The following is a 15,567-nucleotide window of genomic DNA, read 5'->3' as shown; positions in this document are numbered from 1 at the left end:
CACTATTTTTTTGATCTAACAGCCTCAATGACACTTATTCCTCTTTACAGTTATAACGATACCCTCTTTTTATCGAATAAAAATTTACGGCTATCAAGTTTAGAAAGTTCTCTTTTATCGTTTCTAAGCACCTCGAATCGGATTGCAACAAAAAAGCAATCCCGGAAAAATAGCTTTTCTTCCAGAATTGCCTAGTTCATTTAATCTGTTAAGCGGCCTTGACTTTTGCTTTAAGGACCGGATAGCCTACGTTTTCGATAGCTTTTTGAATCTCTTCAATCGAAGTGACAGCTGAATCAAAATTGGTTTTGACTTTGCTGGAGTTGAATAATACTTTAATGCTGTCTTTATCAATACCGTTAACTGATTTCAAGGCACCTTCAATTTTTTGCATACAACTTGGACAAGACAACGTTTCTAATTGCAATATAGCTTTTTCCATAATTCCTATCTCCTTTATGTGTTTTTATTTTATCCGCAGCAGATTAATGAACACTGCCTTTTCCTCTTTACAACTGTAGTATATCTCACTTTTAGCAAACGAAAATTGACGCATATCAAGTTTTGCACTTCTTTTTATCTTTTTGCTCAATTCACCATCTTAATAGTCTTTTTCTGCCCCTTATTGCCATCAGAATAATAATAAATTGGTGGATAGTCTTGTCTGCGTATAAACCATACTACAATCGCGCCAATAAACAGGGCCAGAGACAAGGCTTGTGAAACGCGGATCTACTCGCCAATCCATAAACTGTCCGTTCGCATACCTTCAATGAAGAACCGACCCACTGAGTACCACAAAACGTAACTCAAAGCGACTTCTCCTTGACGCAAAAGCTGTTTTCGGTTCCGTATAGTGACGATGAGGACAAAGCCCAACAAACTCCACAATGACTCGTATAAAAAAGTCGGATGGTAGTAGGTACCATTGATATTCATTTGTTCAATGATAAATTCAGGTAAATAAAGATTTTCCAAGAATTGACGAGTAACCGGTCCACCATGAGCTTCCTGATTCATAAAATTGCCCCAACGACCAATGGACTGGGCTAACAATACATTGGGCGCTAAAATATCAAGAACGAGTGCCAAAGAAGTACCTTTTTTCTTTGCATACCAATATAGCGTACCCCCTCCTGCAATCAATCCCCCATAAATCGCAATGCCGCCATTCCAAATCGCAAGGATTTGTCCTGGATTTTGCAGATAATAACCAAGTTCAAATAACACATAATAAAGCCGAGCGCCGAGGAGTCCAATCGGAATTGCCCATAAGGCCATATCGATAATGGTATCCTCTTCCAGTCCTTTTTTCTTTGCTTCCTTGGTGCTCAACTGGAGAGCCGCTAATATGCCCGCTGCAATAATGACTCCATACCAATGAATCACAACAGAACCAATCTCCACCGCATGGGGATTCAAAACGCCTAATACGAATTCCATTCTATTTGCTCCATTTCTTCAATTTTTCGCGTCATTCTAGTCATGGTGATGCTGAACAAGATTCCGGCTAAGCTCCATGGAAACCAAACAGTGAATACACTTTTATCTCCCTGGTCACTCGCTTCGTAATACGCCACTTTTCCGTGTCCGATTACGCCGGCTCCTTTTACAACTTCCTCTTCTTTTTCCATAGCTAACCTATCTGCCTCAACAACGTTAGACGTTTTTGCTTCGCCGCCAATCGTGTTCTTGGTGAAAGGGACGACAAAGAATGCACCCGCTGCTGACAACGTGATGGCAACTATCACCCAAAAATAATGCACATTCACCCCTACTTATTTTTACGTTTTGTTCGACAACCCTATCTTAAAGAAAAATAAAACAAAAAAACTTGAGGGTTATCATGTTTGTGCTTTTATTTTTCCAATGAATGAAGGTCGTTCTGTCTTAAAAAAGCCAAAAACGGACAGATGGAAGCAAAAGCACTGAGTTCTGTCCCGTTGTTAATGAAGAGCGACAGAACACCAACGTGTAGAAAAAAGTGTGTCCGATTATTCGCTGTAAAGCAATAAATCATCTAAATCCTGAATCTTGATCCTTTTCCCAGACAGCTGTTGAATCAATCCCTCGTCCTCCAATTCTCCAAATTTGCGACTGATGGTCTCAGGTGTCGTTCCTAAATAGGAAGCAATGTCCTTTTTTTCCATCGGCAGGGTGATGGTGGGAGAGTTGCCCATTTCAGGTTCCACATTTTCTGCCAAAAACAAAACTAAACGGGTAATGACACTCTCCAAGGCTACTTGTGTCGTTTGACGTTCTGAACTTTCTAACCGTTTAGACATTTCCGCCAATAGTTTTAAAGAAATAGCTGGGTATTGTTCCAGAAAATCTTGGACATCTTTTTGCTGAATCATACAGACAACGGTATCTCGGGTTGCTTCGGCATATTCCTCGTGTACTGCATCCGGGTTGAACAAGGTCCATTCTCCGGTGAAATCACCAGGGTTCAAGATCCGCACTAGCTGCTCTTTGCCAGAGTCTGCCAATCGATAAATACGGATTTTCCCACGATTGATAATATATAAAGTATCCTCTTTTTCTTGTGAACGAAACAGAAACTCTCCTTTTTGATACTGTTTCGTGTGGGCTTTTTCAGCAATGTAATTCATCGCGCTATCCTCTAAGTGATTGAATATTGGAACCAAGCGGATACAGGCTGCGTGGTCGCCAATTTCATGATGGGTATGTTTAGTCAATTCATTCTCCCCCTTTATTTATTTTGTTTATATTCGCTGCTTTTATTATATAAGTCTCTTACTACAAAAAAATTGATGCACATCAAGAAAATGGAAAAAGGACTGGAAAGAATTCCAATCCCTAAATCAGCTTTTACTTTTACCTTAATCTTCATCCTCATCAAGAGCGTCATCATCTTCTAATGCTTCTTTACCAATGAACGCTTGCAGCATCCAAATGTTCTTGTCTAAGTCATTTTTAAAAGCAATCAATGTATCTTCTAAAGCATCGTCACCCTCGTCTTGAGCTAAACGAATCGCGCGAATAGTTAGGTCACGAGTGCTTCTGAAGTCCTCGATAATATTTTCAACCATGTCTTCTGCTTTAGCGTATTTATTAACTGCATCTTCCGAAAGCATCGAATATTTTTCAAATTCAACCGTTGTCGAAGCAGGTTTATGCCCAGAAGTAATTAGACGCTCCGCAAGTTTGTCGAACCATTTTTCATTTTCGTTATACAACTCTTCAAATTTTTCATGCAACGTAAAGAAATTGGCTCCTTTTACATACCAGTGATATTGGTGCAGTTTCACATGTAATGTATGCATGTTGCCTAAAAGATGATCCGCAATGGCCGCTGCATTAATTTTCGTATGATGAACATGTTCCTTGTGTTCTTGTTCTTCTTGCAATCTTTCTTGGGGTGTTCTTTCTTGAGTGGCTTTATTTTCAGTCATGATTTATTCCTCCTATAATTTTGGTTTGTTTAAAATAGCTTTCTTTGATTCCTCCTTTTTCTTTACTGAATTTAGTATAGGATAGATTTCCGTTAAAAAAATTGACGCTCATCAAGAAAAGTATTTCTTAATAGACGCCAGGCTTCTCTATTAAATTCAACTGAAATAATCAAAGGAATGAAGTCGTTCCCTCCAAACAAAAATTTCATTAAAGTAGGGCCTAAAAAAAGAATAGCAACTATACTTTGTCAAGAGACCTGACTGCTATTTTTTTGCTTGTTATTCTTCAATTACCAAATGTCTTGCCTTGCAGTATATTTAATGCTCTTTCTCACTAGTGTTGCATGCAACACTAGTGAGAAAGAGCATTAATAAGATTAACCTAGAAGAATAACTTTACTTTATTTATGTCATACCATAAATAAAAATTGAAAAGAATTTTTTATTTATTTTTAGTAGATCGATTAATAGGAGTTTTAGCTTGGGAGCGTCAATAATTTTGTGTAAATGGTTCTTTCCTACTGTAGATTGTTTCTAATTCTCCATCGGTTGACTCAGCATTTGTTCGAGCTCGCCTTCGGCCTGTTGGAAACCTTTATGACTGCGACCTAGGAATTTTTGGTTGTGAGTATCAAAAGACGAGACTAAGAAACGTTCCATCGACTCTTCATTTTGGAACTGTTCCTTGCGGTGGCTGTATTTCTTGATTTGCTTATTAAAGGATTCAATCAATCCAGTTGCTGCACTATATAAAAAATTTCATCATAGTTTCGCCCTAGTCGTTCCAAAGATTCGATGACAAAAATATCCTTCTTCCTTAAAAAATGAAGTTCTTTTTGCAATTATTCTCGTGAGGTCTTCTTTTAACTACATAAAATTGTAACCACTGGTTTTAAGAGTAGTGTATCATCCCAAATCATATAATTAATTGACTGCGATTGTTATAAAACTCACGGTAAGCCATATAACTAGCAATAAACGAAGAAATCGCAGTAACTGAAATCAACATAAACATCACAACAATTTGGTAACGAATCGCTTGAACAGGATCAATTCCCGCAAAAATCAACCCTGACATCATACCTGGTAGGCTGACAAGTCCAACCGTTTTTGTTCGGTCAATAGAAGGAGCCATGCCCGTTTTGACGCTTTCTCTTACAATACTCATGGACGCTTGTTTTTTATTGGCTCCCAATGCCAATTTTTCCAATACCTGTTGGCGTTGGTCCGTAAATTTTGAATTCAAAGACCGATAGGTCACTCCAATCGCAGTCATGGCGTTGCTGGCAATCATGCCTGTAATTGGAACGATTTGGGAAGGGGACCAGTCAATGACTCCTGAAAAAACAAGAATGAGTAAGGACAAGGCTGTTCCTACTCCAATAGCCGTCGTTGAAATTTTAAAAGAGCGATTGATCCCCTCACTGCGTGTATGGGCGTTATAAGAAGCGTTGAACACAATGAACAAAACCATCGCTAAAGTGAGAAAGTTGTTATCCACTCGTAATACGTAGCTCAATACATATCCAATAAGGAATAATTGAACGACAGCGCGAATTCCCGCAATAAAAATGTCGTTTCCTAATCCCAATTTCTCTTTGTAATCAATCAACAAGGCAACTATCAAGAGGACAGAGGATAAAAGCAAAGAAAGATTACTGATTTCCAAATTGTTTGTCATTTCGATTCCTCCATTTTTCCACCTTTGATAGTAATCAGACGAGAAGCTTGGTCGATTTCTTCCTGGTTGTGAGTGACGGCCAACACCGTAGTTTGTTGGTCTTTCATCATGTCTCGGACTAAATCAAGGACAATCGCTCTGTTTTCTTGGTCCAATGAACTGGTAACTTCATCCAGGAGCAACACTTTCGGTTGATACATCAAATTTCGGACCAATGCAACCCGTTGTTTTTCCCCTCCTGATAGTTCCTTGACCTCTTTCGATAAGTAAGTTTCAGGTATTTGAACTCGTTCTAACAATTTTTTTGCACGTTCCCGATCAAATCCTTCTTCTCTTATGCGGGCAGGAAAAGACAAGTTCTCTTGAACTGTCTCATCGAATAGAGAAGCGTTTTGAAAGAAATAAGAGACTTCTTTTCTATACTCCACAGGATCGATTTTTTGCAGATCCGTACCTCGATAATAAATTTTTCCGGAAGTTGGGGAAAGCAGCGTACCAATTAATTTCAAAAGGGTACTTTTTCCACTTCCAGAAGGACCAGAAAAAACAATCACTTCCCCTTTGTTTACTGTAAAAGAGATATCTTGAAGGATTTGGTTTCCGTTTGCCTGAAAACCAACCTTCTCTAATTGAAACAATGAATCACTCATACCACATCTCTCCTTTATAAAAAAGCCCTGCACCAGTGGACCATCCATACGGGTGCAGGGCTTTTGTTTCATCCTAGTGTACCTCAGTGTTCGTTTGGATCGTTTTTGGCGTCTTCATGAGTAGGGTGAACCGTTCCTTCAAGGTGATCTGGACCAGCATAAATGGTATACAGTCTGAGCGGCTTATCACCGGTGTTTTCGATGTTGTGCCACATGTCCGCCGGAACAAATACGGCGTCATCATCCATCACTTTTTGTTGAACATGTAAGTTATCTTTAGAAGGCCCCATTTTACACACGCCTTCTCCTTCTTCAATACGGATAAATTGGTCAATGCCTTCGTGCACTTCCAAACCGATGTCATCGCCCGGTTGAATGGACATTACGGTGACTTGCAGTTTACTGCCTGTCCAAATGGTCGTCCGGTAATTATCATTTCCTGTGGTGGCGTCTTCAATATTAATGATATACGGCTTCTTCCCATGATCCTTGTAGTCTATTTCCATCTTCCATTCCTCCTAGTCTTTTTACTAAAACAATGATACCTACTTCTTATTTATAATAATTCTAATTAATGGTACCACATCTAAAATTCTATGCAAAAAATTGGCTTTTTGGAGAGCGATTCTAAACAAAGACCATATAACGCGCAATTACAATTGGTACCCCTTAATCCTCAGCACATAAAGGAAAAAATATGGAATCAAAAAATAACCGATATGTACTCTGGTTATGACTTGAATCAGGGAGAATTTCAGAGACGACACATCATACTTTTTTAGTTTGCACTTGTAAACTAACTAGCGTATATTAAGTTTATGCTCACTATCAAGCGTTGTCAATCCTTTAGAATCTTATCAATTTCGAAAGAAAGTAGCAAGGTTATTGATTGTGACTGTAAAAGTGGGGTGTTCCTATAAGCACATTAAACTATCTTCTCTAATTTATCATGCTATTTAAATTCTGTTTTTTCATGAGAATTTTTGTCCAAAACTTGTTAAAATGATTTTAAAAAATACTTACATACACAATCCCCAAAAAACACTAATGTCATTTCAGTCAAAAAAGATACCGCAGAAAATTTCCACCTGAGATTCGATACGATATTACTCTCTTGACAGCCAGCTTAATTCCTTAGTTGAATAGATTATTAAAGTGCACAAAAAAACAATGCGGCGTTTGTTATATTTTCTGGTATAAGCGACGGTGCTATAAACTTTTTTGCAGATTAAAAATCATATGAATTTAACTCCAGTAATAAGAGTTTAAGTGCCAATGCATGTTTGATTTCTTCGTTGCGTTGGTAAATCAAGAACAAAGTCGGGGTTTGGACGCGTCCAACGCTAAACACGCCTCTCATGCCGTTTTTCTGCATATAAAGCGTGTAAAGACGGGTGAGATTGATTCCTACCAGCCAATCAGCGATTTGTCGGGTTTCTGCTTCTTTGTAAGTGGAATAAAACGCCTGTCCGTCCTTCAGATTTTGAAATCCTTTTTTGATTTCGCTAGTTTCAAGCGAGTTGATCCATAAACGTTTAATGGTTTTCCGGCTATTTCCCGAAAGGTTGATAATCAAGCGGGCGATTGCTTCACCTTCTCGGTCGCTGTCGGTCGCAATCACGATTGTTTCCGCTTCATCTAAATGCTTTTTGACGATCTTGTATATATTGATGTAAGAATAGACACTGTTACGATAAAATACTTTGTAAAAATATACCCTACTTCCCCGATACTCATAACCATTCCTTCTCTTCTAGTACATTTGGTGTTCATTTTGATGATGCTCTTCTACTTCGGCTCATGTTTAGCAGCTTATTGATTTTTGCTTTATTGCTTCAGCCAACCTTTATTTACGGCATCATCTATAAGTTTTCTAACATAGTCCCAAACTTCTGGCATAATTTCTTTGATGACCTCGTTTCGTTTTAATTCGCGTTCAACATCAATGTTATTTTCTAACCAGGTATTCCCGTCACAGTAGTATATCTGCAAGACAGGCTGTAACCTATCGATTGCCGCTGCATATTTTGCTTCTACGGTTGCCATCTCCTCAAACTCTTCCCACAAATCCATAAATTCATCATATTGTTCTCTCGGTAATGTAGAAAATAAACTTGTAGCTGCTTCCCGTTCTCGCTGTACTTTATCCAGGTACCCAGCTTCATCATAACAATAGGTATCACCTGCTTCGATTTCTACCATATCATGAATAATTAACATTTTGAGTACTCGCAACAAATCCACTTGCCCTTCGGTTGCGACATGTTCTGCAAGCAATAGTGCACATAATGTCAAATGCCAGGTGTGCTCTGCATCATTTTCCCGTTGGTTTCTATCATAGATCAGTGTCGATTGTCTAAGGATGGCTTTAAGCTTGTCAGCTTCGACAATAAACTGGATCCTCTTTTCTATTGCATTCATCTGTGACCTCCAATTATTTGTTGAATGAATTTATATCAAAGGTACAGCTTTTTTCCACAATGCCTCCAAAGTTGCATAAAAAAACTGCAGCCTTTTCTTTTGGTAAAACAATTACTCCTGCACAAACCTTAATGAAAGGCTCCTTTCAAACTTCCTATAACACTTTTTCCTCACGAATGATCTTTGTTGTTACTTCAACTACTCCACGGAAAAATGCAATGAATGGGGCGTAGGCGCGATCAATGTCAGCCCACATCTTTCTTTAAAATAGGTTTTGCTATCTTGTTTCGCCACTTGCAAAATTTCTGCCTCAGCAAAAGGGACCACATTGTCACTCCCCCGCAATTCACTGCATTCCAAAATAATCAAAATCTCTGCTTCTAATGTATTGATTCTCGCATACTGTTCAAAAAAGTTTTCGTGATTGATTTCTTGGATCGCTCGTTTGATTTCGAAGCAATTGGCAAGAATCTTTTCTTTGAGTTCTGGAAACTCTTCCTTGAAAAAAAGCCGCTCCGTTTCTTCCATGTAGAAGTTTAAATATTCTTCCATTGAATGGATCTTAAATGCTGACTCCATCTTTAGTCCTCCTGTTCTATTGATTGGTGAATCTTATGTAAAATCCTGTTTATGTGTTTATCGTTGGAACGAATACGTCGATGCGTACTCTATGGAAATATTGAAAGGAAATCGACCTTTAGGCTGAAATCACTAGCATTACGTTAAATAGAGGATTCGAACACTCTTTCTTACCTTCGCTTTTTCGTAAAACGTTTCTGTTGACCGAGATCTTTATGCCTGCATTATTACATGTTTTTTAGGAAAGGAGACGCCAATCATTTGTTTGTTAGAAGCAAATAAAGTCCTGTTAGATACCTTCGGGTTGGATCGTATCAATTTTAGTTTCATAAAAGTAAACAAGCCCAATAGCCGATTGAGCGATTGACAAACTACATAGGAAATCTGAGAAACGCTGTGCAAAACTTTTCGCTTCCTACTAAAAAAAGGGAGGATTCTCTGGTTTTGAGAATCCTCCTTTTTTTCATACTGTGAAATCCACAGTTTTACGTATGTTTTTGACTAAACTCATTCTGGAACTTTTCAACTGCTTCAATCAGTTCAAGCCAGCGATCCCCCGTTGGAAAACTATTCCATTTAAAAAATTGGACGTTGGGATTTTGGTCAATAAAAGCTTGCCGATTGACGGGATAATCTGTCACGACAAAATCGGGATTTTCGGAAACAAATGAAAGTGTGTACCCAAACCAGCGCTTCAATCATTCCTTTTGTCTGATTTCTTGGATTTTTCCGAATTTTGATTCGTGAAAAATACGAACCGTAGAACGATCAATTTTCGCTACCAGAGAAAGAAGTATACTATATTGAAAAAGCAAGCGATTGTTCGCTTCATACATGGTTGAAAAAATTGGTGATTGTTGCGCTAACGATTCGTACATCTCCTGAACAAACGGAAAAATCTTAGGAAAGACACGGCGATAATCTTTGTCCGTGGTGCTTTTTCCAAAGGCATCGATCTTATTTTTCGATGCAAAAAGAAGCGAAACCGAATGAATATTCAAGGCATTGACCAACAGATAATCAATATTGCTTTCAGAAACGAGAAAAACTTTCTGAGCGTTTTCCGCAAATAGCCTTGCTGCAGCGATTGCTCGTGGAGAAAAATGATCCCCAATTGTTAACTGACTAGGAATCTCTTCAGGTAAGTACGTCGTCATGACAGAAAACATATAATACAAGAAGAGAAATTCTGTTTCTGGAAGCCCATTTAGAATCAAATTGTCTCTTAGCAATGGCTTGATCAGCTCTTCTTTAAATTCTTCAAAGGAAATCGTCAGATGCCTCATCTCCCTCATCTCTTGAGGAATCTCTTTTACAGGAAAGCCTCTTTTAAAACGATAAATACTTAACGCCAACAATTGAACAAATTTCTCCTGATCAATCCCGCGATAAAAACTGGGATAACTTGTCAACTTTTTCTTCAATGTACTGACACTTTGTTTCGTCAATCCACTATAACGCACGTTCGTTGCATCATAGATCTGCCAATACATGATGTGGAAAAAATGCCGAATGCGGTATTCTTCGCCCACAAAAAGCGGTTTTCTTTTTAGGTTCAATCGAATGTGATAATTTTCAAGAATCGTTTCTACTTCCTTTAGTTTTCTTTGAACCGTGCGATTGCTGACATAATGTTGTTGGGCGGTTTCTTCCAGCGACACATACTTATCACTAAAGAGTCTGTCTAAAATTTGAAATGGCATGCTTTCTTCTAGCATGACCGAATAAAGCTTAGACAAAAGAAAATTCGGCGCAAAATAAAGCGTCATCTCTCTACCTTCATGCAACGCAATCTCAAAATAAGGATACGCCGTTTGCAAATCGAGTGCTCGCTCAAAAACTAAGACGATTCGTCGTTTTGATAAGTTTGTCTTTTCAGCAAGAACATTTAGTTTTTCACGCTCCACAGCCTGCTCAAAAAAATGCGCAAACAATTCATAAACATCTTGGTCTAATTTAGTTAAAAGAAATTTATACATAATAATACCTCTTAACTTTATTTTTAAGGTAATTATACTCCTTTCACGATCTATTTTCATTCAGTGTGTATTCATTGACTACTTATTTCATTTTATAAGAAGCTGTCTCTGAAACTATCACCTTCTGAATCATTTAGGATAAGCAAAATCATGGCTACAACTACTTAGAACTACGAGTTACTACGTCTGGAGAACATTGCTCTTTCTAACAGCTAGTTTAAGACGACAAAACAGTCCAAAGCGCTATTTATCAAAAAATTATTTTATAATAATAAAAGTAAAAAACCGTATATTTTGCTACGATAGTAAGAGAGTCGGTTTTTAGGAGTATTTACAATCGAAGAGTTAGGTAGCCTTTGAGCATTTCAACAATTCCAAAAGCTTTTACTTTCTATCAATTACGCTTATATAAAGTTGAAAATTAGTACAGTTATTTTTAAAGTATCTTCGCCATAATCAAGCTAACTTCTTACATTAATTAAAAAGAATGGGGGGACAGGTGTTCATGCTTCGCTGAATGAACTGAAATCAATGAAAATATCAAAAAAAATAGTATGGTCAAGTGTTGCTAGTATTCTCGTTCCAATTTTAATAAGTCTCGCTGTCTTTGTCTCCCCTAGTAATAAACCTGGGATCGTTGTCTCAAATGACTTTGGAAAGATCACAGTTCCGTTGCGAATAAGTAGAATCTATTTAACTCAAACAAACACTGTCTTCTATCAGCCTGAAATACGCTCAGCCAAAACAGTTCTGGAGGAGGCGAATTTATTAGGAGAAAGCACACTTTCGATAAAAATCGGTGAGGAAGAAAAAGAAATTGTTTCTTATATTGATGCCAATGTTAAGAACTTCTCTCTAGAACTAAACGTGGAAGACTATGACAAAACAACAGGAAAATTAGTCTTGACTATTGCCTATCGTGATGGCTTGAATGATGAATTCAAGAACGTAACATTCGAAAGATAACTGATAAAAACCTATATTCTCGCTCATATTTAAATAGGGTTAAACAAAGAGTATCCAGAAAACAATCAATTCTGGATACTCTTTCCTCTCTATTGAAAAGCTTTTAATTTTCAGTTTTTCTTTTTCGTCTCAAAATTACTACGAAAGAAAACAGAACAGTGATGACTCCCAAAAAGCCCATGATTCGTTGACCTGTAAGTTGTTCTCCTGTTGCAGGCAACTTATTTTTTGATTTGGTTTGTGTGTTTGTTTGCTTGCTGTTATTTCCTGAGCTATTCCCGTTCTCTTCGTCCGGCGTCTTGTTTTCTGATTCTGGTGTATCTTTTCCTGAATCTTCTCCCGGTTCATTCTCTTTATCAGCACTGTAAACATAAATAACTTCTTGGACGGCATCACTGAAGGTACCTTTTGCATTTTTAGGCGTCTTTGAAACCCGCCAGCCAGATATTTCTTTGGCGTTGCTTTCATAAGACAAGCCAACTTTTCCATTAAGGATCGTTGGTTCAGCTAATTGATTTCCTTCCATGTCTTCATATCTTACGATAACCAGTGCTGCATCACTACGTTCATAAACATAGGTAACTTCTTGCGCATTTTCACTATAAGTCCCATTAGCGTTAGTTGGCATTTGGGAAACGTACCAGCCTGGGATGGCTTTAGCTTTACTTGTATAAGGTAAATCTATTTTGCCACTCAATACCGTCGGTGCAGATAGTTGATTCCCTTCTGTATCTTCATACTTGACCGTCACTGGCGCTGCATCACTACGTTCATAGACATAAATGACTTCTTGTGCCGTTTCGCTAAATGTACCTGTAGCATTGCTTGGCGTTTGAGCTACAAACCAGCCTGGGATCGCTTTGGCTTCACTTTCATATGGCAACCCTATTTTGCCATTCATTACGGTTGGTGCTGCCAATTCATTGCCTTCTGTATCTTCATACTTCACAGTAACTGGCGCTGCATCACTACGCTCATAGACATAAACGACTTCTTGTACCGTTTCGCTGTAAGTCCCGTTAGCGTTAGTTGGTGTTTGAGAAACGTACCAGCCATTGATTGCTTTAGCTTCACTTGTATATGGCAGACCTATTTTGCCACTTAATACCGTCGGTGCAGATAGTTGATTTCCTTCTGTATCTTCATACTTCACAGTAACTGGCGCTGCATCGCTACGTTCATAGACATAAATTACTTCTTGTGCCGTTTCGCTAAATGTACCTGTAGCATTGCTTGGCGTTTGAGCTACAAACCAGCCTGAGATCGCTTTGGCTTCACTTTCATATGGCAACCCTATTTTGCCACTCAATACTGTCGGGGCGGATAGTTGATTCCCCTCTGTATCTTCATACTTCACAGTAACTGGCGCTGCATCGCTACGTTCATAGACATAAATTACTTCTTGAGCACTTTCACTGTAAGTCCCATTGGCGTTTTCTGGCATTTGGGATACGTACCAGCCTGGGATTGCTTTGGCTTCACTTTCATATGGCAAACCTATTTTGCCATTCATTACGGTTGGTGCTGCCAATTCATTGCCTTCTGTATCTTCATACTTCACGGTAACTGGCGCTGCATTGCTACGTTCATAGACATAAATTACTTCTTGCTCATTTTCACTGTAAGTGCCGTTGGCGTTAGTTGGTGTTTGAGAAACGTACCACCCATTGATTGCTTTGGCTTCACTTTCATATGGCAAACCTACTTTGCCGTTCAATATTGTCGGTGCAGATAGTTGATTCCCTTCTTTATCTTCATACTTGACCGTCACTGGTGCCGCATTACTACGCTCATAGACATAAACCACTTCTTGTTCCGTTTCGCTGTAAGTCCCGTTGGCATTAGTTGGCATTTGGGATACGTACCAGCCGTTGATTGCTTTGGCTTCACTTGTATAGGGTAACCCTACTTTCCCACTTAATACTGTCGGTGCAGATAGTTGATTCCCTTCTTTATCTTCATACTTAACCGTAACTGGCGCTGCATCACTACGTTCATAGACATAAACGACTTCTTGAGCTGTTTCACTATAGGTCCCATTAGCATTGCTTGGCGTTTGAGCTACAAACCAGCCTGGGATCGTTTTGGCTTCGCTTGTATAGGGCAGACCTATTTTGCCATTCATTACGGTTGGTGCTGCCAATTCATTGCCTTCTGTATCTTCATACTTCACGGTAACTGGCGCTGCATCACTACGTTCATAGACATAAACGACTTCTTGCGCGACATCACTGAAGGTCCCTATCCTATCCCCTTGGATCTCTTTCAGTGTATAGCCTGAGATATCCTTTTCTTCCGTAGTAAAGGGGTCGCCTACATACCCTGATAAAGTGACATTTGGTGCAAGCGTCTGTCCGTTTTCGTCAAGATACTTGACCGTAACATCTTCTGCAGTATTCACATACTTCACAGGTACTTGATAATTCACTAAATATTGAATGGTACCTGTACTAGCAGCTCTCTCGGTGGATAAACGATTAGGAACCAGAGAAGTGATTGACAAATAGTCAACATTGGCGGGAATATTTTTAAATTGAATCCCTTCTTCAGTCAGTTCAAACCCATCATTTTCATATAAGGGAAAGATATAGCCATTTTTATCTATCCCCCGAATCGAATAAGAATACTTTTTGTTGGACAAAGAAGAGAGCAACGCATTTCCTTGGGTATCAACCATCATACGGTCTTTATAAAGAACATCAGATTGGCCATCTTTTACTAGCATTGGCTCTAATAGTATTTTCTCCTGAGTCATAATAGATAGTTGGGAATTTTGATGGTGTTCTGGAGATAGCTCTAACTTAGAAAAATCCGTCATGCTACTTGCATAGACCGTCAGATAATCTGTTACCCATCCACTAAGATATTGACCAACCCCAATTAATTCTTGGGCTGTCAAATAGGCATCATAATTTCCTATGTGGATATTTGAAAAAGATCCTTTTGGAAGAACGTGTGCTAGTACATTAGGACGGGTAAACAATGTTGCATTTTCCGCCATAGTGATTTGGGGAACATTCGTAGCAATAATAGACGTCGTGTATAACGCTTGCAAGTTGCTAGCGTATTCTAAACCAGTAAAATCGACTACTGTGTCTTTGACTAAAGAAGAAAAATCTAACTGTTTTAGATTCACCATATCTTCTTGAGTGATCGTATCAACTGTTTTGTTTAGCCCTTTCGCTACCTCATTTTGCAAATTCTTATCCGGCATCCAAGCGTCTAATGAAACGCTTCGATTAGAGAATGCCTCTTTCATTTCCGCTGATGATTCAGTTGCCGAGCTAGCTGTGTCTTTACTTGAATCAGGGAGGTTTTTTTCTGTACTTTCCGTCGAGCCACTTTTCTCATCATCATTAACCACTTCTTGCGATTCTGAGTTACTTGTGGTGTCACCGTTGATTTCTTCTTTTATACGAGAAGAATCGACTGTTTCAGTAGTCTCCTCCACTTTTTCTAATGTTCCTAATGTCGTGATTTCTTTGTTTGATGGAATGGTTTCCTGTTCCTCAGCCATAACTTGTGCCAAAGGTGCCAACACAGGCTGACTTAACAAGATCGCCAATGACAAATAGCCCCAAAATTTCCTTTTCATAACATTCTCCTTTTATATTCGTTTAAATACGATACGCTTTCCTATCTTTCACCTATCGACAAACTTCCCCTTCTGATGATGGTGACGACTTGTTAATTACAATCTTTAGACACAGGATACCCCTGTTCATTTTGATAGTATTACATGGTTCATCATTCTGAACACGTCAACATTTGTATCAGAAATGACCAAACTTGTCAGGTTTTAACAAACAGGTTATTCAAGCAAACAGATCGCTCACTTCACCTGCTCCTTCATGCTCCAAGCTTGGCCTCAGTTA

The 15,567-nt window shown here is 38.7% G+C and carries 11 protein-coding genes and 4 pseudogenes; 1 reads left to right on the top strand and 14 read right to left on the bottom strand.

The features are described 5' to 3' along the window. Nucleotides 1-208 precede the first annotated feature (208 nt). The 13 genes and pseudogenes from IGI82_RS03875 to IGI82_RS03815 form a co-directional block, all read right to left on the bottom strand. Nucleotides 209-442 carry a heavy-metal-associated domain-containing protein gene (locus IGI82_RS03875; RefSeq protein WP_003125439.1) on the bottom strand — a complete coding sequence of 78 codons (234 nt, stop codon included), beginning with the start codon at nt 440-442 and terminating at the stop codon, nt 209-211. A gap of 146 nt (nt 443-588) precedes the next feature. Then, nucleotides 589-1,443 (bottom strand): annotated as a pseudogene (gene lgt, locus IGI82_RS03870) (prolipoprotein diacylglyceryl transferase). Continuing rightward, nucleotides 1,428-1,766 carry a hypothetical protein gene (locus tag IGI82_RS03865; RefSeq protein WP_003102891.1) on the bottom strand — a complete coding sequence of 113 codons (339 nt, stop codon included), beginning with the start codon at nt 1,764-1,766 and terminating at the stop codon, nt 1,428-1,430. Before IGI82_RS03865 ends, lgt begins: the two are co-directional and overlap by 16 nt. Before the next feature lie 228 nt (nt 1,767-1,994). Further along, entirely contained in the window at nt 1,995-2,699 is a 705-nt protein-coding gene (locus tag IGI82_RS03860; RefSeq protein WP_003125436.1) for a Crp/Fnr family transcriptional regulator, read from the bottom strand. Nucleotides 2,700-2,843: 144 nt separating this feature from the next. Then, nucleotides 2,844-3,416, bottom strand: coding sequence for a Dps family protein (locus IGI82_RS03855; protein WP_002292150.1), 573 nt, complete (start codon nt 3,414-3,416; stop codon nt 2,844-2,846). 534 nt (nt 3,417-3,950) lie between these two features. Continuing rightward, nucleotides 3,951-4,157, bottom strand: a pseudogene (locus tag IGI82_RS03850) (IS256 family transposase); the annotation flags it as partial. A 175-nt stretch (nt 4,158-4,332) separates the two neighbouring features. Next, complete coding sequence (locus IGI82_RS03845; protein WP_002318452.1) at nt 4,333-5,097, bottom strand: ABC transporter permease; 765 nt, start codon at nt 5,095-5,097, stop codon at nt 4,333-4,335. Further along, nucleotides 5,094-5,747 carry an ABC transporter ATP-binding protein gene (locus tag IGI82_RS03840; RefSeq protein WP_002307505.1) on the bottom strand — a complete coding sequence of 218 codons (654 nt, stop codon included), beginning with the start codon at nt 5,745-5,747 and terminating at the stop codon, nt 5,094-5,096. Before IGI82_RS03840 ends, IGI82_RS03845 begins: the two co-directional genes overlap by 4 nt. An 83-nt stretch (nt 5,748-5,830) precedes the next feature. After that, entirely contained in the window at nt 5,831-6,253 is a 423-nt protein-coding gene (locus IGI82_RS03835; protein ID WP_002307506.1) for a cupin domain-containing protein, read from the bottom strand. 773 nt (nt 6,254-7,026) lie between these two features. Then, nucleotides 7,027-7,368 (bottom strand): annotated as a pseudogene (locus tag IGI82_RS03830) (DNA topoisomerase); the annotation flags it as partial. Between the two features lie 206 nt (nt 7,369-7,574). Continuing rightward, nucleotides 7,575-8,168 (bottom strand): HD domain-containing protein, encoded by a 594-nt coding sequence (locus IGI82_RS03825; protein WP_060792975.1) that lies wholly within the window; start codon nt 8,166-8,168, stop codon nt 7,575-7,577. 198 nt (nt 8,169-8,366) lie between these two features. Next, on the bottom strand, nt 8,367-8,747 hold the full coding sequence (locus tag IGI82_RS03820; RefSeq protein ID WP_005225213.1) for a DUF7006 family protein: 381 nt from the start codon (nt 8,745-8,747) through the stop codon (nt 8,367-8,369). A 485-nt stretch (nt 8,748-9,232) separates the two neighbouring features. After that, nucleotides 9,233-10,726, bottom strand: a pseudogene (locus tag IGI82_RS03815) (helix-turn-helix domain-containing protein). 531 nt (nt 10,727-11,257) lie between these two features. On the opposite strand from IGI82_RS03815, the gene IGI82_RS03810 reads away from it, so the two are divergent. After that, complete coding sequence (locus IGI82_RS03810) at nt 11,258-11,692, top strand: hypothetical protein (RefSeq protein ID WP_005225210.1); 435 nt, start codon at nt 11,258-11,260, stop codon at nt 11,690-11,692. 103 nt (nt 11,693-11,795) lie between these two features. On the opposite strand, the gene IGI82_RS03805 is transcribed toward IGI82_RS03810, so the two are convergent. Beyond that, nucleotides 11,796-15,287 (bottom strand): MucBP domain-containing protein, encoded by a 3,492-nt coding sequence (locus tag IGI82_RS03805; RefSeq protein WP_375806095.1) that lies wholly within the window; start codon nt 15,285-15,287, stop codon nt 11,796-11,798. Nucleotides 15,288-15,567 lie beyond the last annotated feature (280 nt).

The organism is Enterococcus sp. AZ067 (genome assembly GCF_051715005.1).
GTDB classification, from domain to species: domain Bacteria; phylum Bacillota; class Bacilli; order Lactobacillales; family Enterococcaceae; genus Enterococcus_D; species Enterococcus_D casseliflavus.
The sequence above is the reverse complement of the archived record's forward strand: the minus strand, read 5'-3'. Positions and strand labels throughout refer to the sequence as shown.